Origin of the sequence: Pseudonocardia ammonioxydans (assembly GCF_900115005.1) — a bacterium.
Classification (GTDB): domain Bacteria; phylum Actinomycetota; class Actinomycetes; order Mycobacteriales; family Pseudonocardiaceae; genus Pseudonocardia; species Pseudonocardia ammonioxydans.
The window spans coordinates 17,736-39,527 of sequence record NZ_FOUY01000003.1; the positions used below are offsets into that span (position 1 = coordinate 17,736).

At 73.6% G+C, this 21,792-nt stretch carries 18 protein-coding genes and 1 pseudogene; 5 read left to right on the forward strand and 14 right to left on the reverse strand.

Annotation, left to right across the window (positions count from 1 at the left end; translation table 11 throughout):
- Positions 1-90: 90 nt before the first annotated feature.
- The 8 genes from BM093_RS04430 to BM093_RS04465 all read right to left on the reverse strand — a co-directional run bounded on the left by BM093_RS04430 (position 91) and on the right by BM093_RS04465 (position 8,476).
- Entirely contained in the window at positions 91-1,677 is a 1,587-nt protein-coding gene (locus tag BM093_RS04430; protein WP_093337607.1) for an ATP-binding cassette domain-containing protein, read from the reverse strand.
- Positions 1,674-2,510: an ABC transporter permease gene (locus BM093_RS04435; RefSeq protein WP_093338065.1), complete on the reverse strand. Its 837-nt coding sequence runs from the start codon at positions 2,508-2,510 to the stop codon at positions 1,674-1,676. Before BM093_RS04435 ends, BM093_RS04430 begins: the two co-directional genes overlap by 4 nt.
- Before the next feature lie 89 nt (positions 2,511-2,599).
- Complete coding sequence (locus BM093_RS04440; protein WP_093337609.1) at positions 2,600-3,580, reverse strand: ABC transporter permease; 981 nt, start codon at positions 3,578-3,580, stop codon at positions 2,600-2,602.
- Complete coding sequence (locus BM093_RS04445) at positions 3,577-5,127, reverse strand: ABC transporter substrate-binding protein (protein WP_093337612.1); 1,551 nt, start codon at positions 5,125-5,127, stop codon at positions 3,577-3,579. Before BM093_RS04445 ends, BM093_RS04440 begins: the two co-directional genes overlap by 4 nt.
- A gap of 50 nt (positions 5,128-5,177) precedes the next feature.
- Entirely contained in the window at positions 5,178-5,693 is a 516-nt protein-coding gene (locus tag BM093_RS04450; protein WP_245773300.1) for a thioesterase family protein, read from the reverse strand.
- 8 nt (positions 5,694-5,701) lie between these two features.
- Positions 5,702-6,682 carry a 3-hydroxyacyl-CoA dehydrogenase NAD-binding domain-containing protein gene (locus BM093_RS04455; protein ID WP_177238259.1) on the reverse strand — a complete coding sequence of 327 codons (981 nt, stop codon included), beginning with the start codon at positions 6,680-6,682 and terminating at the stop codon, positions 5,702-5,704.
- Entirely contained in the window at positions 6,675-7,568 is an 894-nt protein-coding gene (locus tag BM093_RS04460) for a beta-keto acid cleavage family enzyme (protein WP_093337616.1), read from the reverse strand. Before BM093_RS04460 ends, BM093_RS04455 begins: the two co-directional genes overlap by 8 nt.
- Complete coding sequence (locus tag BM093_RS04465) at positions 7,565-8,476, reverse strand: TetR/AcrR family transcriptional regulator (RefSeq protein WP_093337619.1); 912 nt, start codon at positions 8,474-8,476, stop codon at positions 7,565-7,567. The genes BM093_RS04460 and BM093_RS04465 overlap by 4 nt, the downstream gene beginning before the upstream one ends.
- A 180-nt stretch (positions 8,477-8,656) precedes the next feature.
- On the opposite strand from BM093_RS04465, the gene BM093_RS04470 reads away from it, so the two are divergent.
- On the forward strand, positions 8,657-10,126 hold the full coding sequence (locus BM093_RS04470) for a mannitol dehydrogenase family protein (RefSeq protein ID WP_093337623.1): 1,470 nt from the start codon (positions 8,657-8,659) through the stop codon (positions 10,124-10,126).
- Between the two features lie 25 nt (positions 10,127-10,151).
- On the opposite strand, the gene BM093_RS04475 is transcribed toward BM093_RS04470, so the two are convergent.
- Positions 10,152-10,988 (reverse strand): MBL fold metallo-hydrolase, encoded by an 837-nt coding sequence (locus BM093_RS04475; RefSeq protein WP_093338071.1) that lies wholly within the window; start codon positions 10,986-10,988, stop codon positions 10,152-10,154.
- Between the two features lie 101 nt (positions 10,989-11,089).
- On the opposite strand from BM093_RS04475, the gene BM093_RS04480 reads away from it, so the two are divergent.
- Complete coding sequence (locus BM093_RS04480; protein WP_093337626.1) at positions 11,090-11,635, forward strand: dihydrofolate reductase family protein; 546 nt, start codon at positions 11,090-11,092, stop codon at positions 11,633-11,635.
- Here BM093_RS04480 and BM093_RS04485 read toward each other — a convergent pair.
- Positions 11,614-12,279 carry a TetR/AcrR family transcriptional regulator gene (locus BM093_RS04485; RefSeq protein WP_177238260.1) on the reverse strand — a complete coding sequence of 222 codons (666 nt, stop codon included), beginning with the start codon at positions 12,277-12,279 and terminating at the stop codon, positions 11,614-11,616. The two genes, BM093_RS04480 and BM093_RS04485, sit on opposite strands and share 22 nt — an antisense overlap.
- 136 nt (positions 12,280-12,415) lie before the next feature.
- Here BM093_RS04485 and BM093_RS04490 point away from each other — a divergent pair, with 136 nt between their 5' ends.
- Positions 12,416-13,819: a carboxypeptidase regulatory-like domain-containing protein gene (locus BM093_RS04490; protein WP_143105256.1), complete on the forward strand. Its 1,404-nt coding sequence runs from the start codon at positions 12,416-12,418 to the stop codon at positions 13,817-13,819.
- Positions 13,820-13,825: 6 nt separating this feature from the next.
- Here the strand turns inward: BM093_RS04490 and BM093_RS04495 are convergent, their stop codons facing one another.
- From BM093_RS04495 to pgm, 3 genes are read right to left on the reverse strand one after another with little or no spacing between them, the layout of a single operon-like run.
- Complete coding sequence (locus BM093_RS04495) at positions 13,826-14,569, reverse strand: hypothetical protein (protein WP_093337633.1); 744 nt, start codon at positions 14,567-14,569, stop codon at positions 13,826-13,828.
- A 9-nt stretch (positions 14,570-14,578) separates the two neighbouring features.
- Positions 14,579-15,325, reverse strand: coding sequence for a polyphosphate--glucose phosphotransferase (gene ppgK / locus BM093_RS04500; protein WP_093337636.1), 747 nt, complete (start codon positions 15,323-15,325; stop codon positions 14,579-14,581).
- Positions 15,326-15,338: 13 nt separating this feature from the next.
- On the reverse strand, positions 15,339-16,982 hold the full coding sequence (pgm, locus tag BM093_RS04505; protein WP_093337638.1) for a phosphoglucomutase (alpha-D-glucose-1,6-bisphosphate-dependent): 1,644 nt from the start codon (positions 16,980-16,982) through the stop codon (positions 15,339-15,341).
- A gap of 151 nt (positions 16,983-17,133) precedes the next feature.
- On the opposite strand from pgm, the gene BM093_RS04510 reads away from it, so the two are divergent.
- A complete protein-coding gene (locus BM093_RS04510; protein WP_093337641.1) occupies positions 17,134-18,015 on the forward strand; it encodes an ABC transporter substrate-binding protein in 882 nt (293 codons plus the stop codon).
- A gap of 165 nt (positions 18,016-18,180) precedes the next feature.
- Here BM093_RS04510 and BM093_RS37820 read toward each other — a convergent pair whose 3' ends face one another.
- Positions 18,181-20,586: an HNH endonuclease signature motif containing protein gene (locus tag BM093_RS37820; protein ID WP_093337643.1), complete on the reverse strand. Its 2,406-nt coding sequence runs from the start codon at positions 20,584-20,586 to the stop codon at positions 18,181-18,183.
- A gap of 416 nt (positions 20,587-21,002) precedes the next feature.
- Between BM093_RS37820 and BM093_RS38305 the strand changes: the two are divergent.
- A pseudogene (locus BM093_RS38305) lies at positions 21,003-21,704 on the forward strand (amidohydrolase family protein); the annotation flags it as partial.
- Between the last annotated feature and the right edge of the window lie 88 nt (positions 21,705-21,792).

The window sequence follows — 21,792 nt, forward strand, 5'->3', positions numbered from 1 at the left end:
CCACGGTTCGGTGGAGATCGACATATCGCGCTGAGCCGCATCTCGGTGCGGATGGTCCGGGCACGGACGGGCCCGGCCGGCCCGCGGCGGTCACCGCACCGCCGCCATCGAGGGCGTGTGCTCGAGCAGCTCGCGGGTGTAGGCGTGCTGCGGGTTCGCCAGCACCTCCTCGACGGTGCCCTGCTCGACGATCTGCCCGCCCTGCAGCACCGCGATCCGGTCCGCGACCTCGCGGGCCAGCGCGATGTTGTGGGTCACGAACAGCATCGCCGTGCCCAGCTCCCGGCGGACCACGGCGAGCAGCTCCAGGATCGAGGCCTGCACCGACACGTCCAGCGCCGAGGTCACCTCGTCGCAGACCAGCACGTCCGGCGCGGTCACCAGGGCCCGCGCGATCGCCGCGCGCTGGCGCTCACCACCGGAGAGCCCGCCCGGGTAGCGCCCGGCGAACGACCCGTCGAGGCGCACCTGGGAGAGCATGTCGAGCACCCGCGCGCGGCGGGCGTCGACGTCGAGGTCGGTGAGGTGGCGCAGCGGCACCTCCAGCGAGCTCGCGATCGTGCGCCGCGGGTTGAGCGAGGCGAACGGGCTCTGGAAGACGTACTGCACGCTGCGCAGCTGCGCGTAGCTGCGGGGCGTGGTGAGGTCCTCGTCCTTGAGCCGGAGCGTGCCCGAGTCCAGCGGGAGCAGCCCGGACAGCCCGCGGGCCAGCGTCGTCTTGCCGGAGCCGGACTCGCCGAGCAGCATCAGGCACTCGCCCGGCCACAGCTCCAGGTCGACGCCGTCGAGCACGGTCTTCGGCCCGTAGCGCTTCCCGGCCCCGGTCACCCGCAGCAGCGGGGCGCCGTCGCCGGTCGGCGACGGGTCCCGCTGCACCGCCCGGTCCAGGTCGGGCACCGCGGCGATCAGGCTGCGGGTATAGGGGTGCGTCGGCTCGGTCAGCACCTGTCCGACCGGGCCGGTCTCCACCACTTCACCGGCCTGCATCACCGCGACCCGGTCGGCGAGCCCGGCGACCACGGCGAGGTCGTGGGTGATGTAGAGCGCCGCCGTCCGCGAGCGGGTCACCAGCTCCCTGACGGTGTCGAGCACCAGGTCCTGGGTGGTGACGTCGAGCCCGGTGGTCGGCTCGTCGAGGACGACGACGTCGGGCCGGTTCGCGAACGCGGCCGCGATCCCGACGCGCTGCTGCTGCCCGCCGGAGAGCTGGTGCGGGTAGCGGCGCAGGAACGCGTCGTCGGTGGGCAGCCCGACGTCGGCCAGTACCTCCCGCGCCCGGGCGGTCGCGTCGCCGTCGAACGCGTGCGCCTCGAGCACCTCGCACACCTGCGTCCCGATGCGTAGCAACGGGTTCAGCGACAGCGCCGGGTCCTGCGGCACGTAGGACACCAGCCGGCCCCGCACCCCGCGGATCGTTGCCGCGGGCAGGGTCAGCAGGTCCTCGTGGGACTCGGTGTGCCCGTGGAAGGCGATCGTCCCGCCGGTGTGGGTCAGCCCGGTGCGGAAGTGGCCGAGCGCGGCCAGCGCGGCCGTCGTCTTCCCGGAGCCGGACTCGCCGACCAGCGCGAGGATCTCGCCGGGCTCGACGGCGTAGTCCACGCCGTGCAGCACCTCCCGGCCGCCGATGGTGGCCACCCGCAGCCCGGTGCAGTCGATGGTGTGGCTCGTGCCGGTCATGCCGCCTCCCCGGTGGTGTCCGCGGACTCCTTGGCCAGCGCGTCGGTGATCATGTTCGTGCCGATGGTCAGCACCGCGATCGCCAGCACCGGCAGCAGCACGCCCCACGGCGCGATGATCAGTGCGATCCGGTTCTCGTTGATCTGGAGGCCCCAGTCCGCGGCCGGCGGCTGCACGCCGAGGCCGAGGAACGACAGCGACGCCACGTAGCCGATCGAGTAGGTCAGCCGCAGCCCGAGCTCGACCATCAGCGGGCCGGTGATGTTCGGCAGCACCTCGGTGGCGAGGATCCGCCGCCGCGGCACGCCGTACATCCGCGCGGCCAGCACGTAGTCCTGGCCGACCACCGACAGCGTCGCCTGGCGGGCGACGCGGGCCACCCGCGGGATGTGGGTGATGCCGATGACCAGCACCAGCAGCAGCCCGGACGAGCCGAGGACGGCGACCGCGAGCAGGGCGAGCACGAGCTGCGGGAACGACAGCAGCACGTCGCCGCCGCGCATGATCAGCGTGTCCAGCCGGCTGCCGTCGGAGTGCGAGTAGCCGGCGAGCATCCCGGCGACCGCGCCGCCGATGATGCCGATCGCCGTCGCGGCCAGTGCGTAGAGCAGCACCGGCCCGCCGCCGGCGAGGAACCGGGTGAGCACGTCGCGGCCCAGGTCGTCGGTGCCGGCCAGGCCGTCGGGCCGGAACGGGCGACCGGCGAAGTCGTCGACGGCGTAGCCGGTGAGCACCGGCCCGAGCAGCGGCCCGAGCAGCGCGACGGCGACCACGACCAGCGTCAGCACGGCGCCGATCCGGGCCTGGCGGCGCCGGAACGTGCGCCGGATCAGGCCGGCCGGAGCGGCGTAGGCGGTGTTCTCGGTGACATTCTCGGTGTTTCCTGTGTGCTCGGTGTTCTCAGTGTTCTCGGTGGACGCGCTCACTGCGCAACACCCCCGGAGGTACGGATCCGCGGGTCGGCCAGGATCCCGGCCACGTCCGCGGCCAGGTTCACCAGCACGTAGAACGCCGCGATGATCAGTGTGATGGCCTGCACGACCTGGACGTCCCGGTTGGCGACGGCGTCGATCAGCGCCTGCCCGATCCCGGGGTAGCGGAACAGGAACTCCACGACGACGACGCCACCGGCCAGCCAGGCCAGCTGCATCGCGATCACCTGTGCGACCGGCCCGATCGTGTGCGGCACGGCGTGCCGGAGCAGGACGGTGCGCTCGGGCATGCCCTTGAGCCGGGCCATCTCGACGAAGCCGGCGTCGAGCGCCTCGGACAGCGTCGCCCGGGTCATCCGGATCACGTACGGGATGACGACCAGGGCGAGGGTGATCACCGGCAGCACCAGCTGGTCGGGCCGGGCCCACACGGGTTCGCCCGGCCGCGCGATCGTCACCGAGGGCAGGATCTGGAACACCGAGGTCGCGAACAGCACCACCAGCAGCACACCGATGACGAACTCGGGCAGCGCGGCCAGGACCAGGCTGATCCCGGACAGCGCGGAGTCGGTGCGGGTGCCGCGGCGCACCGCGGCCCAGGCGCCCAGCGCCAGCGCGACCGGGGTGGAGATGACCGCGGTCAGCACGAGCAGCAGTGCCGACGCGGCGATCCGCCCGCCGAGCAGCTCGGTGACCGGTCCCTGGGTGGCGGCGGAGAACCCGAGGTCCCCGGTCAGCACCCCGCCGAGCCACGACAGGTAGCGCTCCCACGCCGGCCGGTCCAGGCCGAGCTGTTCGGTCAGCGCGGCGACGCGCTCCGGGGTGGCCTGCTGGCCGAGGATCGCCCGGGCCGGGTCGCCCGGCAGCAGCAGCGTCGCCCCGAAGATCAGCAGCGAGACGACGAGCAGGACCAGCACCGACACCAGCAGGCGCTTGAGGATCAGGCGGGTGAGTGGACTCGTGCTGGTCATACGGCAACCCATGCCTTCCGGAACTCGTAGCCGGACAGCGACAGCCCGGTGCGGTTCGGGACGAGCCCGCCGACGTAGGCCTGGTGGGCGTCGACCCGGTCCGGCCAGCCCCAGATCAGGTAGCCGCCGCGGTCGAACTCGATCCGCTGCGCCTGGCGCACCAGCTGTGCGCGCACGGCCGGGTCCAGTTCGGACCGGGCGCGGCGGATGACGGCCTGGTACTCGGCGTCGTCCCAGTGCGTCTCGTTGAACGGTGCGTCCGGCATCGACGACTGCGATGCCTGCGGGATGTAGTTGCGGGTGTTCCAGAAGCTCTGCGCGAACTCCCACTGCAGGTACTGGTCGGAGAAGAACGTCGAGGTGTCCACCCGGCGCAGTCCGATCTCGACACCCGCGGCCCGGGCCTGGGTGGCGAGCACCTGCGCGGCCTCGACGGTGCCGGCCTGGATCGGGGAGGTCACCAGCTCCACCGACAGGTTCGGCTTCCCGGCCGCGGACAGCAGGTCGCGGGCCCGTTCGATGTCCTGCTCGCGGCGCGGGTCGAGGTACTGCGGGTCGAAGCGGCCGTAGAGGTCGGCCGCGGGCGCCCCCAGCCCGGACAGCACCTGGTTCACCATCTCGTCGCGCCCGGCGATCAGCCGCAGCGCCTGCCGGACCCGGACGTCGTCGAACGGCGCCACGTCGACCCGCATGGTGAACGGCAGCCACGCCCCGGTCTCCGAGGTGAGCAGCCGGACCGACTCGTAGGAGCCGACGACCTCGGTCAGCGACAGCGGGACCTGGTCGATCGCGTCGACCTGGCCCGACAGCAGTGCGTTGATCCGGGCGTCGTCCTCGGCGAAGTTGATCAGCTCGAGCCGGTCGAGGTGCGGCTCGTCGGGACGCCAGTACCCGTCGTGCCGGACGAAGGCGCTCTGCTGGCCCGGCGAGAACGCCTCGAACCGGAACGCCCCGGTACCGACCGGGCGGGACACGTCGAAGTCGGCGGGCACGATCCCGCACGAGTACTCGGCCAGGTACTGGTCGAACACCGGCGAGGGCTCGCTCAGCTCGAAGCGCACCTGCCGGTCACCGGCGACGACGACCCGGTCGAGCACGCCCAGCTGGGACGCGCCGGACTTCGGGTCGTCCGGGTCGGTGATCCGGGCGAAGGTGGCGACGACGTCGTCCGGGGTGACCGGGCGGCCGTCGTGGAAGACGATCCCCTCGCGGATGGTCGCGGTCCAGGCGCGGGCGCCGGGCTCGGGACGGACGGCCTCGGCGACGGCCGGCTGCAGGGTGTAGGCGTCGTCCCAGTGCAACAGCGGCTCGTAGAGGCTCAGCGTGCGCGCGATGTCCGGGTTGGTGGCCGGGCTGTGCGGGTCCAGGGTGTCGGAGGCGCCGCCCCCGGTCACCCCGACGCGGAGCACACCGCCGCGTCGCGGCGGGCCGGCGTCCCGGGCCGCGGCGGGTCCGCCGCAGCCGGCCAGGAACGCCGCCGCGGCCAGACCGGCCGCTCCGCCGAGCAGGCGGCGCCGGGTGAACGGCGCCGCTGTCGGGCTGATCATGTAACTGTCTCCTCGGGAAGGGCCCGGAGGCTCCGGGCCGCGGTCGGGGCTCAGTTCGGGGGCCGACGCACCACCCCGTCACCCACCGGTGCGATCGACCGGCCGGCCTGCTCGGGCTCCGGCGCCGCCGGGTCGGCGAACCGGTCCAGCGCGGCGGCGACCGCGTCCGGGAACGGCCGGGCGCCCTCGGGGCCGACGTGCAGGCACATCAGTTCCTCGGTGGCGACGAGCCGGCCTCCGGTATCACCGCCGTCGGTATCACTGCTGCCGGTGTCACTGCTGCCGGTGGTGACCCGGAGCTCGTGCCAGAGCCGCAGCCGCTTGGCGTCGCGGCCGAGCACGCGGGTCCGCACCTCGAGGCCGGCGTCCGGGCCGACCTCGCGCAGGTAGCGCACGTGTGCCTCCACCGTGTACAGCGAGCAGCCGGTCGTCGACCGGTAGTGCTCGTCCAGCCCGGCGCGGTCCATCAGCGCCGTCGTCGCGTCCCCGAACACGAGCACGTAGTACGGCTCGGAGAGATGTCCGTTGTAGTCGATCCACTCCGGACGCACACGGTCCGTGTGCACCGATGTGGTCACGATCGACCGGCCGCGCGGGCCGCCTCGACCGCCCGCCGGACCGCGATCACGGCCCGGTCCCGCTCGGCCACCAGCTCGGCCATCGGCCGCCCGCCGGCACTGACCTCGGCACCGGCGACCATGTCGTCGCGCAGCGCGGTGGTCAGCTCGGGCGCGTCGAGCCGGGTCCACGGCGCCTTCAACGACGGTCCGAAGTGGTCGAGCATGTGCGCCATCCCGCCCTCGCCGCCGGCCAGGTGGAACGTCAGGCACGGCCCGTGCACCGGCCAGCGCAGGCCGGGCCCGTCGGTGATCGAACGGTCGATCTCCTCCGGGGTGGCCTCGCCCTCGGCGACCATGTGCAGCGCCTCGCGCCAGATCGCCTCCTGGAGCCGGTTGGCGATGAAGCCGGGCAGCTCCCGGTCCATCTCGATCACCGACTTGCCGATGTGGCGGTAGAACTCCGCCGCCCGCGAGACCACCCACGCCGCGGTCCGCTCGCCGCCGACGACCTCGACCAGCGGGATCAGGTACGGCGGGTTGAACGGGTGACCGACCACCAGGCGCGCGGCGCCGGCCGCGTCGTCGATCTCCTGGGCCATGTCGGTCATCGGGAACCCCGACGTCGAGGACGCGACGACCACGTCCGGCCCGGTCGCGGCGGCCAGCTCGGCCAGCAGCGACCGCTTGAGTGCGAGGTCCTCCGGCGCGCTCTCCTGCACGAACCCGGCACCGGCGACGGCCTCGGCCACGGTCGGGAACAGCTCGACCGCGTGCGGGTCGGCGCCCTCGGCGAGGCCGAGCTCGGTGAGCGCGGGCCAGGCCGCGTCGACGATCCGGCGCAGCGTGTCCGCGGCGTCCGGTGCCGGGTCCCAGGCGCGCACCCGCAGCCCGCGGGACAGGAAGTACGCGACCCACCCGGCCCCGATCACCCCGGTGCCGACGGCGGCGACGGTGCGGATCCCGGACACCGGCCCGGCCTGCTGCGGCTCAGGCACCGGAACGCTCCGTCAGGCCGAGGATCTCGCGGGCCCGGTCCGGGGTCGCCACGGTGGCGCCCAGGTCCTGCACGATCTGCACCGCGCGCTCGGTGAGCTGCTCGTTGGTCGCCTTGACCCCGCGGGAGAGGTAGAGGTTGTCCTCCAGCCCGACCCGGGCGTGCCCACCGGCCAGGATGGACTGGGCCACCCACGGCAGCTGGTTGCGCCCGATGGCGAACGAGGCGAAGTTGGCACCCTCGGGGAGCAGGTTCACCTCCGCGGCCAGCACGCCGGGGTCGGCGGGGGCACCGTAGGGGATGCCCATGCACAGCTGGAACAGCGGCGGTGCGTCGATCAGCCCCTCCTCGACCAGGGTGGTGGCGAACCACAGCTGCCCGGTGTCGAAGATCTCCAGCTCCGGTTTCACGCCCAGCTCCTGGACCCGCTTCGCCCCGGTGCGCAGCATGTCCGGGGTGGAGATGTAGAGCTGGTTGCCCTCGCCGAAGTTCAGCGAGCCGCAGTCGAGGGTGCAGATGTCGGGCAGCAGCTCCTCCACGTGCGGGAGCCGCTCCAGGGCGTTGACCAGGTCGGTGCCGTCGACCGGCTTGAGCGGGTCGTCGGCGTCGATCACCAGGTCGCCGCCCATGCCTGCGGTCAGGTTCAGCACGACGTCGACACCGGAGTCGCGGATCCGGGTGACGGTCTCGCGGTACAGCTCGACGGCCCGCGAGGGGTCGCCGGTCTCGGGGTCGCGCACGTGGATGTGCACGACGGCGGCGCCCGCGCGGGCGGCCGCGATCGCGTCGGCGGCGATCGCGGCCGGGGTCACGGGCACGTGCGGGCTACGGCCCACGGTGTCCCCGGCCCCGGTCACCGCGCAGGTGATGATGACGTCACGGTTCATCCGGTCTCCGTCCGGTCGGTGATGGTTCCCGGTACCGCGAGCACGGCCCGGTCGATGAAGTCGTGCAGGACCGCGCGCATCTCGTCCGGCCCGGTGCCCGGGGTGCCGGCCATGACCTGGATCCCCAGGCCGTCGACCAGCGCGGTCAGCTGGCGGGCGAGGCCCTCGGCGGACGGCACGAACGTCCCGGCCCGCGCGCCGTCGGCGAGGGTCATCGCCACGCTGCGGTACCAGCGGTCGTAGGAGTCCCAGTACAGCTCGCGCCGTGCCGGGTCGATCGCCGACTCGGCCCAGACCTGGATCCAGATCGACCACTCCCGGCGCAGCAGCTCGCCCGCCGGCAGCTGCAGGTCGATCAGCGCGAGCAGCCGGCCGTAGGGGTCGGCGACCTCCCCGAGCTCGGCGACCTGCCGGTCGAACGCGAGCTTGACGTTGTGCCGCAGGGCCTCGTCGAGCAGCTCGGAGCGGGTGGGGAAGTGGTAGTGGATCGCGGCCGGGCTGGTGCCGCAGGCCTGGGCGACGTCGGCGGTCCGGACCCGGTGGTAGCCGTGGTCGGCGATCAGCCGCCAGGCCGCGTCCAGGATGCGGCGACGGGTCTGCAGCGCGCCGCGCGTCCCGGCGGGCGCGTCCCGGTGCACGGCCGTGCCGCCGGGCACGGCGGTGTGCGTGCGCGCGTCGTCGCGGCCGTGCAGCAGCCGGTTCACCGTCTCGCCGGTGACGTCGGCGATCGCGACCAGCTCGCCGGCGGCGAACCGGCGGCGCCCGGCGAGCGACTTCGACAGCTTGGTCTCGTCGAGCCCGATGGCCGCCGCGAACCGGCGCTGGGTCCACCCGTCCCGCTCGAGCAGCTCGCGCACCCGGGAGGCGACGGCGTCGTCCCCCCGGGCGGCGGGACGGGGTGCGGACATGGCGAGGACCGTAGTGGGTGGTTTGCGATAGTCGCAAGCAGTGGTCACCGGAGCTGCTGGAAACAGAGTGTTTGCGATCGCTGGTCGGGGCGCCGTTCAGATTGCGCCGCAGGGCCCGACGCCGCCGGTCGCGGGCGGTAGGGTCGGCCGACGAAGCCGACCCCGGGGATGGGAGAGCCCATGCGCTCGCTGGAGGAGACCGCGATCTGGAGCGAGGGCGTCGAGGGGGTGGACGTCCCCGGGTACGACCGGGCCGGCGTGCGTCCCGGCATCGTCCACATCGGTGTGGGCGGGTTCCATCGCGCGCACCTGGCGATGTACGTCGACGCGTTGCTCACCGCGGGGGAGGCGCGTGACTGGGGGATCTGTGGGGTCGGCGTCCTGCCGGCCGACGACCGGATGCGCGACGTGCTGCGCGCGCAGGACGGTCTGTACACACTGGTCCGCAAGGAGGCCGACGGGTCGCTCTCGCCGCGCGTCGTCGGGTCCCTCGTGGACTACCTCTACGCCCCGGACGACCCGCAGGCGGTGATCGAGCGGATCGCCGACCCGGCCACCCGGATCGTCTCGCTCACGATCACCGAGGGCGGCTACGCGATCGACCAGAAGACCGGCGAGTTCGACGCGGAGTTCGCCGGCATCGCCGACGACCTGGCCGCCGACGTCCCGACCGGCGCGTTCGGCCTGGTGGTCGCCGGGCTGGCGCTGCGCCGCGAGCGCGGCACCGGCCCGCTGACGATCATGAGCTGCGACAACATGCAGGGCAACGGCGACGTGGCCCGCCGGGTGTTCACCGGCTACGCCCAGCTGCGCGACGCCGACCTCGGCGTCTGGGTCGCGCAGAACGTCACCTTCCCGAACTCCATGGTGGACCGGATCACCCCGGCCACCGCCGACTCCGACCGCGAGGCCCTCGCCGAGCGGTTCGGCCTGCACGACGGCTGGCCGGTGGTCTGCGAGCCGTTCACCCAGTGGGTGCTCGAGGACGACTTCGCCGCCGGACGCCCGGAGTTCGAACGGGTGGGCGTGCAGGTCGTCGACGACGTGGTGCCCTACGAGTTCATGAAGCTGCGCCTGCTCAACGCCACCCACCAGGCGCTGGGCTACCTGGGGTACCTGGCCGGGCACCGGTACGTGCACGAGGTCGCCCAGGACCCGACGTTCGCGTCGTTCCTGCGCGGCTACATGAACGACGAGGCCACGCCCACCCTGCGTCCGGTGCCCGGCATCGACCTCGACGCCTACAAGGACACGCTGATCGAGCGCTTCGCCAACCCGGGCGTGGCCGACACCCTGATGCGGATCAACTTCGGCAGCTCCGACCGGATCTCGATCTTCCTGCTGCCGGTCGTGCGGGAGCAGCTGGCCGCCGGCGGGCCGGTCGACCGCGCCGCCGCCGTCGTCGCCGGGTGGTGCCGCTACGCCGAGGGCACCGACGAGCAGGGGCAGCCGGTCGCGCAGCAGGACCGGCTGGCCGACGAGCTGACCGCGCTGGCGCGCCGGGAGCGCGAGGAGCCGCTGGCGTTCCTGCGCCACCGGCCGGTCTTCGGCGACCTGGCCGACGACGAGCGCTTCGCCGGGGCGTTCCGGCGCGCACTGGAGTCGCTCTACACGCGGGGCGCCGCCCCGACCGTCGCCGACCTCGCCTGACTGACTGTCGTCGCCGGCCGTCGTCTCACCCGTCCCGGTGCGCGGCGCCGGGCCGGTGGCGGTGCAGCTCCACGGGGTCGTGCGCGCAGATGATGTCGATCTCGCCGCTGTGCTCGACGGCGAGCTGCTGCAGGCGCTGCTGGTTGCGCACCCGGGTGGCCCGGTCGGTGTCCACACTCGCCTGGAAGGCGCGCAACCCGGGTGGGGCACTCGGGGCCGGGGCCAGCTGCCGGTGGGAGAAGTACGCGTCACCGGCGTGGAGCAGCCAGCGGTCGCCGGTGTCCACGGCGACGCCGGCGTGGCCCACGGTGTGCCCGGGCAGGGGCAGCAGCAGGATCTCCTCGGGGAGCCCCTGCAGGCTCCGGACGGCGTCGAAACCGAACCAGCGCTCCCCGGCGGGCTGGTCGTAGCCGACCCAGTCCGGTCTGTGCGCCCAGTGCACCGGGCGGTAGCGCACGGGCGCCCGGCGCCCGGTGGCCGCCCGCAGCTCGGGGCCGTGGACGTGTACCCGTGCCCGCGGGAAGTCGCGCAGGCCACCGGCGTGGTCGAGGTCGAGGTGGGTCAGCACGACGTGACGCACGTCGGCGGGGTCGAACCCGAGCCGCGACACCTGCGCCACGGCCGTCTCCGCCCGGTCGAGGACCGGAGCGGTGATCATCCGGAACGGTCGCGGCAGGGACGAGCGGGGATCGTCGACATCGGACGTGCCGAGTCCGGTGTCGACCAGCACGAGGCCCTGCGGGGTCTCGACGAGCAGGCAGTGACAGACCATCTCGGCCCGGCGCAGCAGGCCGGGGGAGGCGTCGACCAGCCGGCCGCCGAACGGGCGCATGGTGCCGCAGTTGAGGTGGTGGACGCGCATCGGCACTCTTCCTTCTCGATCGGGGAGCGGGCGTGCGATGAATTGTGCGGCCCCGGCCGGTCGGAGCTGCAGGAGTCCACCCCGGAGCGAGGAGGAACATCATGGGCACCATCGACGTGCACGAGTTCATGAGTCTCGACGGCGTCGTCGAGGACCCGTCGTGGACCGCCGAGTACGGCTTCACCGACGCGATGGGCGCGGCCATCGGGAAGCTGTGCGACCAGGCGATCCTGCTGGGCCGGACCACCTACGACGGGTTCTACCCGGCGTGGTCGGCGCGCGGGCACGACGTCGAGTCCGGCGGCGCGTTCTTCAACGGCGCACCCAAGCACGTCGTCACCTCGACCCTGGCCGACCCGCTGGAGTGGGAGAACGCGACCGTGCTCGGGCCCTACGACCCGGCGCGGATCCAGCAGCTCAAGGACTCCGTCGACGGCGGGATCTACGTCAGCGGCAGCGTCACGCTGGTGCGTGCCCTGCTGGCCGACGGCCTGGTCGACACGCTCAACCTGTTCGTCTACCCGGTGACGCGGGGGACGGGACTGCGGCTGTTCGACGGGGGGCAGCGGGTCGGGCTGCGGCTGCTGGAGTCCGAGGCCTACGAGAACGGCGTCGTGCGGACCACCTACGGGCCGCCGGCGCCCTGACCGGGCGGCGGTAGCGAGGCGAAGGCGTCCCGAGCCCGCACGAGCACGTCGTCGTGGACGGCGCGCGGATCCGGACCGGCCGGGTCGGCCAGCCACGCCGAGATCGCCACCTGCAGGACGGCCATCGCGGCCGCGGCCGCGACCCGGTGGTCCAGCGCGGGGACGGTGGCGCCTTCCCGGGCGGCGAGGCCGAGTGCCAGCGCGTCCTCGACGGCACGACCGACGTGGGCGATCCGCCCGTGCAGCTCCGGGTGTGCCCGCAGCAGCTCCAGCTGCCGGTGCCAGATCGGGCTGGTCGTGAGCGCCGCGGCGAGCTCGCCGACCACGGCCGTCGCCGCGGCGAGCGGCGATCCGCCCGCCCGGTCGCGTACCTCGCCGGTCAGCTCCGCCAGCGCGGCGCCGTCCCAGTCGAACAGCACGGCGTCCTTGGACGGGAAGTGGTTGAAGAACGTCCGCGGGGCGATGTCGACGTCGGCGCAGATCTCCTCCACGGTGAACGCGGCCGGCCCCTGGACCCGGGCCCGTTCGAGGGCCGCGGAGCGCAGCGCCCGGCGGGTGCGCAGCTTCTTGCGTTCCCGCCGGCCCGGGCACTCCCGGTCCTGCCCGGCGTCGTCGGCGGCGACCGTGACGTCGGTGGCGATCATGGTGAGCCACCTCTCCTTCGTGCGGGGAGTGCAGATGTGCAGTCCCTGCAGTATGTGCGTAAGGTCGTGAGCACAGCAAACTATTGCGCGGCGTAACCTCTGCGGTGCGTCGTCCGAGGTGTGTGCAGGAGGACGCGTGGCAGACGTCGACGAGCGGCCGGGCCGAGGCCGGACGGCGAAGGACCTGGCGCTGGCGTTGTGGTTCCCGGCGTTCTTCGTCCTCGGGTTCATGCTCTTCTACCTGCTGCCCTTCCACGCCCCCGCGCCACACGACATCCCGGTCGCCGTGGTCGGGGAGCAGGCCGCGGTGGCCGTCGGCGACGAGCTCGCCACGGCGGTGCCGGGCGGGTTCGACGTCACCTCGATCGCCGCGGCCGACGACATCCGGCAGGCGGTGTTCGAGCGGGACGTGGTCGCCGGCTACGACCCCGGGACGCACACCCTCTTCGTGGCCAAGGCCGACGGGATGCAGCTGGTGCAGATCCTGCAGGGGATCTTCGCGCCGCTCTCGACGGCGGGCGGCGCACCGCTGCAGGTCGTCGACCTCGCGCCGACCGCGCCCGGGGACGGGTTCGGCACGTCGCTGTTCTACATCGCGATGGCCTGGAACATCTCCGGCTACATCGCGGTCATGATGATGATGCAGGCGGTGACGCTGTCCCGGCGCACCAAGCTGCTGGCGCTGGCCGGCTTCGGCGCCGGTGCCGCCGTCGTCTGCTGGGTGATCGGGACGTCGATCTCGGCCATCCCGTTCCACCCCGCGGTGCTGCTCGTCGGCTTCCTGCTCTCGCAGGCCGTGGCGTGGACGACGTACGGGATGGCGCCGTTCGTGCGGCGCGCGCTGCCCGGTGTGGCGATGGGGATGTTCGTGCTGCTGTCGATCCCGTCGTCGGGCGGCGCGATCCCGAAGGAGATGGTGCCCGGGTTCTTCCAGGCGCTGCACCACGTCATGCCGCTCGGCCAGGCGGTCGACGCGGCCCGCGGGATCCTGTACTTCGAGGGCACCGCGGTCACCGGCCCGATCCTGGGTCTGCTCGCCTGGTGGGCGTTCGGCGCGGTGCTGGTCGCGCTCGGTGCCCGCCGGGAGCGGCGTGCCGCCGACACCGCCCCGGCCGAGGACTCCGGGCAGGAGTCGGAGCAGGAGCTGGAACGCCGGATCGCCGAGGCCGTCGCCGACGAGGCCGCGGTCGGCGGCGCGCACCCGGACTCCCTCGCCGACGCCCGGCTGCTGGCCCACCCGGTGCCGACGCTGATCGGGCGCATCACCGACGCCCGCGGCTGCCCGGTCCCGCGGGCCCGGGTCACCGTGGTGGACGGCGCCGGTGCGCAGGTCGACGTCGCCGCCGGGTCCGAGGACGGCCGGTTCGCGGTCCGCGGGCGGGACGGCGAGTGGGTCACCGTGCTGGTCTCCGCGCCCGGGTTCGACCCGGTGTCACAGCGGCTGCGCCTGGACAGCCCGGTCGCGCACCGCAGCTTCCTGCTGGGGGTGCCGCCCGAGCGGGCCGGTGCCCGGGCCCCGGTGCCGGCGTCGACCGCGTGAGACGCCCTACCCGTGCTGTCCGGGATCCGTGCCGGTCCGCTCATCCGGTGCGGGCCGCGCCGGGACCACCGCGAACAGGTCCACCAGCCGGTCCCACCGGGTGCGGTGCCCGGGCGGGAAGCGGCGCAGCGCCCGGCGGGACCGCCGCGACCCGGGCCGGTAGAACCGGCGCGCCCAGTACGAGCCCGGACGCGCGAGGCGCACCGCGCCGACGAGCGCGACCACCGGCACCAGCACCCCGATCAGACCCAGCACGATCCGTCCCTTGAGGATCGCCAGCACGGCGACGACCAGCCCGGCGGTCACCGTGATCGCCACCGTCCACGACGGTGAGCCCGGGGCGTCCCCGATCGGGTCGGCCCCGAGCACCAGCGCCGTGCCGAGCACCCCGGCGACCAGGACGGCGTCGACCGACCGGCGGCCCTCCGGGCTCCAGTAGACGTCGTCGAGCCGCAGCCACAGCGCGAACTCGTCGAGGGTCAGTGCCGCGCCGATGCCGAACAGGACGGCGAGCACGACGTCGGCGGGTGGTCCCGGCCGCCAGGTGAACTCGGCCGCGCCGGCCACCAGCAGCAGGAAGATCCCGTACACTTGGTGGTGGACGTGCACCCCGCCGACACTGGTGTCGCGGAACGGCCCGCGCCCGAGCCGGATCGCGCGGGTGACCAGCCGGGTCGCGACGAAGGTGACCAGGTAGGCGACCAGCATCCACAGCGGCAGCAGCCGGATGCCGGTCGCCTCGAGGGTCATCGCACGCGGTCAGCCGTGCGCGAGCAGCGCGGCGCCGATGATCCCCGCCTCGTTGAGCAGTTTCGCCGGGACCATCGGGGTCCGGGTGTGCACGTGCGGGGACCACTTGTCGAACTTCTTGCTGACCCCGCCGCCGACGATGATCAGGTCCGGCCACAGCAGGTTCTCGACGTGGGTGAAGTAGCGGGTCAGTCGCTCGCCCCACTGTGCCCAGTCGAGGTCCTCGCGGTCGCGGGCGGAGTCCGCGGCGCGGGTCTCGGCGTCGTGGCCGTCGAGCTCGAGGTGCCCGAACTCGGTGTTGGGCACCAGGTGCCCGTCGACGATCAGCGCGGTCCCGATACCGGTGCCGAGGGTCGCGAGCAGCACCACCCCGGCGCGGGCCCCTGCGGCACCGAACTCGGCCTCGGCGACCCCGGCGGCGTCGGCGTCGTTGACCACCAGACCGTCCCGGCCGGTGATCTTGCGCAGCACGGCGGCGGCGTCGCAGTCGACCCAGGAGGGGTCCACGTTCGCTGCGGTGCGGGTCACCCCGTGCTGGACGACGGCCGGGAACGTGCAGCCGAACGACCCCTTCCAGCCGAACTGATCGAGGATCTGCGCGACGGTGTCCGCGACCGCCTCCGGGGTCGACGGCTGCGGGGTCGGGATCCGCACCCGGTCCTCGGCCAGCTTCCCCCGGGCCAGGTCGACGGGGGCTCCCTTGATCCCCGACCCGCCGATGTCGATGCCGAAACCGAGTGCGTGTTTCCTGCTCACGGCGCCGATCCTGTCAGGAACCGAGTGCGGCGGCGACCACGTCGCGCGCCTGCGACTGGATCAGCGTGAGGTGGTCGGCGCCGCGGAAGCTCTCGGCGTAGACCTTGTAGACGTCCTCGGTGCCGGACGGGCGCGCCGCGAACCAGCCCGCCTCGGTGACGACCTTGAGCCCGCCGATGGGCGCGTCGTTGCCGGGTGCCCGGGTCAGCTTCGCGGTGATCGGGTCGCCGGCCAGCTCGGTCGCGGTGACCGCGGACGCGTCCAGCTTCGACAGGGCCGCCTTGTCCTCGCGGGAGCAGGCGACGTCGGTACGGGCGTAGGCGGGCTCGCCGAAACGACCGGTCAGATCCCGGTAGTGCTCCGACGGTGTCCGGCCGGTCACGGCGGTGATCTCCGAGGCGAGCAGCGCCAGGAGCAGCCCGTCCTTGTCGGTGCTCCAGGGCGAGCCGTCACGGCGCAGGAACGACGCGCCCGCGCTCTCCTCCCCGCCGAACCCGATCTCACCGGAGCGCAGGCCTGGCACGAACCACTTGAAGCCGACCGGCACCTCGACCAGCGTCCGCCCGAGGTCGGCGGCCACCCGGTCGATCATCGACGAGCTGACGGCGGTCTTGCCGATGCCGGCGGTGGCCGGCCAGCCGGGGCGGTGTGCGTAGAGGTAGCCGATCGCGACGGCCAGGTAGTGGTTCGGGTTCATCAGCCCGCCGTCGGCGGTGACGATGCCGTGCCGGTCCGCGTCGGCGTCGTTGCCGGTGGCGATGCGGAAGGGGGCCGGCACGGTGCTCATCCGTTCGCGCAGCAGGGCCATAGCGTGCGGCGATGAGCAGTCCATCCGGATCTTGCCGTCCCAGTCCAGTGGCATGAAGCCGAAGGCCGGGTCGACGTCGGGGTTCACGACGGTCAGGTCCAGGCCGTAGCGCTCTGCGATCGCGCCCCAGTAGTCGACCGACGCGCCGCCGAGCGGGTCCGCGCCGATGGTGACGCCGGCGTCCCGGATGGCGGCCATGTCGAGGACCTGGTCGAACTGGGCGACGTACTCGCCGAGGTAGTCGTAGCGGTGCGCGGCCGCGGCGTCGAACCCGCGGCGCCGCACCCCCTGCAGCCCGGCCTCCAGCAGCTCGTTCGCGCGGTTCGCGATCCAGGAGGTGGCCTCGGTCCCGGCCGGGCCGCCGTCCGGCGGGTTGTACTTGAAGCCGCCGTCGGCCGGCGGGTTGTGCGAGGGGGTGACGACGACGCCGTCGGCCGGGTGGGCCGGGCCGGTCGCGTTGGCGACGAGGATGGCGTGCGAGATCGCGGGGGTGGGGGTGAGCCCGTCCCGGGAGTCGATCACGACGTCGACGTCGTTGGCGGCGAACACCTCGGCGGCGGTGCGCCAGGCCGGCTCGGAGAGCGCGTGCGAGTCGCGGCCCAGGAACAGCGGCCCGTCGGTGCCCTGCGCGGCCCGGTACTCGACGATGGCCTGGCTGGTCGCGGCGATGTGGTCGTCGTTGAACGTGGCCGTCAGTGCCGAGCCGCGGTGGCCGGACGTGCCGAACGCGACCCGTTGGACGTCGACCGAAGGATCGGGACGGGTGTCCCGGTACGCCGCGAGCAGCGCGGCCACGTCGACGAGGTCCTCGGGGCGGGCCGGGGTGCCGGCGCGCTCGTGCACGGACATGCAGCGTTCCTTCCGTGGTGGATCGGATCCTGCACACACCCTGCCGCACCGCGGGTGCGGCCGCAGCCACGACCTGCTGGCGAGGCCTGCCTCGCCGCGCCCTGCTCGCGTGAGCGTCCCGGGTCCGGGGGTACCGCCTACGCTCGGCTCCGTGCGCATCGCGTCGTTGCTGCCCGCGGGAACCGAGATCGCCGGCAGGCTGGGGCTGGCCGACCGGCTGGTCGGGGTGACGTTCGAGTGTGACGACCCGGCCGGGGTCCGGGACCGGGTGCCGGTGGTCGTCGACACCGCCCTGCCGTCCGGCGCGACGCCCGCCGAGATCGACGCGATCGTGCGCCGGCGGGCCGCCGACGGGCTCCCGATGTACGAGCTCGACCGGGCGACCCTCGCCGCCGGCGACCCCGACCTCATCCTCACCCAGGACCTGTGCGCGGTCTGCGCCCTGCCTGGGGCGACGGTCGCCCAGGCGCAGGAGACGATCGGCACCCGGGCCGAAGTGCTCTCGCTCAACCCGCAGCGGCTCCCGGACGTGCTGCAGATGATCACCGACGTCGGCGCCGCGGCCGGTGTGCCGCAGGTGGCTGCGACGCTGGTCGAGGACCTGTCCGGCCGGTTGGACGCCGTCGCCGCGGCGGTCCGGGGACGGCCGGCGCCGCGGGTGCTGGTCCTGGAGTGGACCGACCCGCCGTTCCTGCCGGGGCACTGGGTGCCCGACCTGGTCACCGCGGCCGGGGCGACGCCGGTCGCCGCCGATCCGGGCGGCCGGAGCGTCGCCGCGGACTGGGCGGACCTCGGCGACTGTGACGCGGTGCTGGTCGCGCCGTGCGGGTTCGGTCTGGACGACGCGGTGGCCCAGGCCCGCGCGGTACTGGACCGGCTGCCGTCCGGGGTGCCGGTGCACGCCGTCGACTCGGCGTCGTTCGTCGTGCGCGCCGGGCCGCGGCTGGTGGACGGGGTCGAGGCGATCGCGTCGGCGCTGCATCCGGACGCGGTCCCGGAACCGCCTGCCGGCCGGATCGTCCGGGTCCGGTAGCCGGGCGCAGAAGAACCGGCCGTGCTCCCCGGTTTCGGCCACCGTCCGCACGCCGAGGCCAGATGTCACTCCGGCACCGGGGGAGAAGCCTCGTCGACCGCCGCCGTGACGCGGTGACGACACGGGGCCCGGAACACCACCGGTGCCGGCAGGCGGTGTCGAGGGTCAGAACGGGGGCGGGTCCTCATCCAGGCCGTTGCCGGTCCCGGTGTCCGTGTTCGGCACACCGTTCTTCTTCGGCACACCGTTGCGGCGTGTGCCTTCGGAGGGCAGTGCATCGTCGCGTTCGGGCGGGCCGCGATCCGGGCGGCGTAGGTTGGGCTGTTCGTCCTCGGCGTAGACCGGGCCGGGTGCGGGCTCGTCGAAGCGGGGGTCGTCCGCGCGCGGCGCCTGTGTGATCGGTGGGGGCAGGATCGGTTCCGGTTCGACCCGGTACCGGCGTTTCAACGGGCTGGTCCAGACGAACCGCCCCGGCTCCGGTTGTTCGAGGCGCCAGTGGCCCTCGGTCTTCAACAGATGATCGTGGCGGCACAGCGGCCCCAACCCGGCCCGCACGGTCGGGCCGCCGTGGTGGTGGTCGATCGTGTGGTCCTGGTCGCAGCGCCGCGACGAGGTCCGGCAGCCGGGCCCGACACAGGTGCGATCACGCACCTCGGTATGGCGGCGTAGCGCGGCGTGCGGGAACCGGGCGTCGGGGCGGTTGTCGAGGGCGGCGCCGGGGTCGTCCTGTGCGGTGTGGTGCCGGTACTGCTCGGCGATGTCGGTGATCACTTTCGCCCACCCGCCGTGCTCGGCGGCCTCGGCAGCCAGGGCAGCGAGTTGATCTTCCGGGATGTGGAGTTCGACGATCCCGCCGGGTGGCCCGTTGCGGTTGCGCGGCACGGGGCGGTGTCGGGTGATGCCTTCGGCGAGCAGGTGACCGTGGTCGTCGACGACGACCCAGCGCCATTGGGCGCGGTGCTGGCGGGCGACGAGGCGTCGCGCGGCGCTGGCGGGGATGGGTCCCCAGCCGGGGAGTTCGCCGGCGCGCTGGTCGAGGCCGAGCAGGGTGCTCAAGGGGACGCGGACCTCGGTCCCGATGCCGGCGGTGTTCCGGGCCCTGGTGTGGTTGCCGCTCGCGCTCGGTGGTGGGGCAGCGGCAGTCGGTGTTGAGGGGTCGGGCTCAGGGGTGGCGGCTGCGCCGCCGTTCGGGTCGCCGGGCCCGGGATCTGTGGGGCCAGGGCCTGGGCCGTGCCCGGGGCCGCTCGGCCCCTGGTCGTCGGTGTCAGGATCGTCCGAGTCCGAGTCCGAGTCCGAGTCCGAGTCCGAGTCAGACTCGGAGCCAGCGCCGCTCGAGCCCGCGTTCGGCGTGGAGGGTTCGACATCGTCGGCAACGGGGCTGTGTGTGCCGGAGTTGTTCGGGGCGGGGGCGTCCGAGTCGCGGGTTGCGGGTGCCCCGGTAGCGGTGCTGTCGCACTCCGAGCCGTTCGGTGTGGGCCCACCGGTGTCGGGTCCGTCGGGCGTAGGACCGTCGGGCGCGGGTCCGTCGGGCGCGGGTCCGTCCGGCGTGGGTGTAGCCGGGGCTGGTGCATCGGGTTCGGGAGCGTCGGGCGCCGGAGTGTCGGTTGTGGAGCCGCCGGGGGTGGCGCTGTCGGAGCCGGTGCCGCCGGGGGCGGGGCTGCCGGGGGTGGCGCTGTCGGCGGCGGCGCGGCCCGCGGCCGGGCTACCGGCGGCGGGCTTGTCGATGTCATTCCCGGCAGTGGGCCCGTCGGCGTGCCCGGCGAAACGGGCCATCAGCGCGCGCAGGATCCCGGCGCGGTCGAGCCCGTGCAGTGTCCCGTCGAGCAGGCCGAGGACGAGGTCGGCGCGGATCTGGTCGATGGTTCCCGGGTGCCCGTCCCGCCGGGCGGCCTTGGCCAGGGCGTCGAGGCGTTCCCACGCGGCGGCGGCCTCGTCGGCGGGCAGTCCTTCGGCGGAGATGACGGCGGTGCCGGTCTCGGTCAGATACGCCACGACCAGCCGGTCCCGGATCGCCTTGCGATAGCGCCGCTCGTAGTAGGCCGGATCGAGTTCCAGGATCAGTCGCTTGATCCGTTCCCCGATCTGCCCGGTGGTGAGCTTCGGTGCGTGCGGCAGGACCGCCTCGCAGATCGCGGCGCGCTGGGCTGCGGGCAGGTCGGCGAGGTGCTGGGCGAACACCCGGGCCTTGGTGCGGTCGATCCGGCCCTGACACAGGGCGGCCTGCACCTGCGGAAGGTCGGACACCAGGGTGACGGCGAGGCTCATCTCGTACTCGGCGGCGCGGCGGTTCCAGGCCAGCGCGAAGCGGATCTCGTCCGAGCCGTACTGATCGGGCAGGGCACCGCGGCGGATCTCCATCTTCCCGGCGAACGGGCGGCGGTGCACGACCTCGGAGATGGCGGCGAACATGTGGGCCTGGTGGTGGGACAGCTGCCGGGAGTGGGCGAGCATGACCTCGTCGATGTCGTCGTTGCACACCTGGGTCAGGTCGATCCCGGCCAGGACAGCGCCCAGGCCGGGGCCCGGCGGCATCGCCGCCAGCCCCTCCGGGATCGCCTGCCCCAACTCCATGGTTCGAACATACGCTCGACCCCTGACAGTTTCGGCGCCTCGACCGGCCAGGAGCGACCGAGAGACACCTCAGTGCGCCCGGCGAGCGTGAAATCACCCGTTCGGCCGCAACCCTGAGCAGGTCGCAGGCGGCGGGACGGGTCGCGGACCGTGCGGTGTCGGCGGGAGATCGTGCTCACGACCGGGAGGCGCGGAGAATCCGGCGAATGCGGGTCGAGGCAGAGTGTCGGTCGCGGCTGCAACGCTCCCGCGACGGTTCCGGCGGCTGACCGGGATCGTGCAGGCCCCAGCGATCATGAAGCGAGTTCTGAACGTAGCGTGATCCGCGTAGTACCAGGACGACGAGCTGCTCGCGCAGTACCGCGCGGCCGCCGCCCACAGTCGTGTAGCTCAGTACGGGGAGAGGCGCACTGTCCATGGACCGCATCGTCGAAGCCGACCGGGTCCTCGTCGGTCCCGTGGGTGAGGTCCGCGACCGCGCCGCCGTACTCGTGCGCGGCGACCGGATCGCCGGGGTCGGCCCCGCGGACGAGCTGGCGGCGCGCTGCCCGGGCGCCGAGCGACTGAGCTTCCCCGGGGCGAGCATCATGCCCGGCCTGGTCAACAGCCACGTGCATCTGGCAGCCGACCTCAGCCCTGAACCGTTCGGCACGGTCCGACGAGGGTCCCGCGACGAGGTCCTCGCCCTGGTGCGAGCGAACGCGCAGGCGTGTCTGCGTTCGGGCTGCACCACGGTGCGGGACCTGGGCGACGCCCACGGCGTGGTCGCAGAGGTCCGCGACCACGACCGGGCCGTTTCCTCGGCCCCGACTCCCCGCATCCTTGCGGCCGGTACCCCGCTCACCGTCTCCGGCGGGCACTGCTGGTTCCTGGGCGGCATCGCCGATACCGACGCCGAGATCCGCGCAGCCATCGACTCATGTGCCGTGTCCTCCGACCTGATCAAGGTGATGGCCGGCGGCGGCCAGATGACACCAGGCGGGCCGAGCGAGTTCCAGTCGCAGTACACCGTCGCGCAGCTCCGGCTCGTCGTCGAGCACGCCGCCACGCACGGGCTCACGGTCGCCGCCCACGCCCACGGCACCGCGCCGATCCTCGACTGCATCGAGGCGGGCGTCGCGACGATCGAGCACTGCGGCTGGCGTTCCGGGCCGCAGCAACGCGACCGGCCCGACGACGCCGTCCGCCGCATGGCCGCCCAGGGCA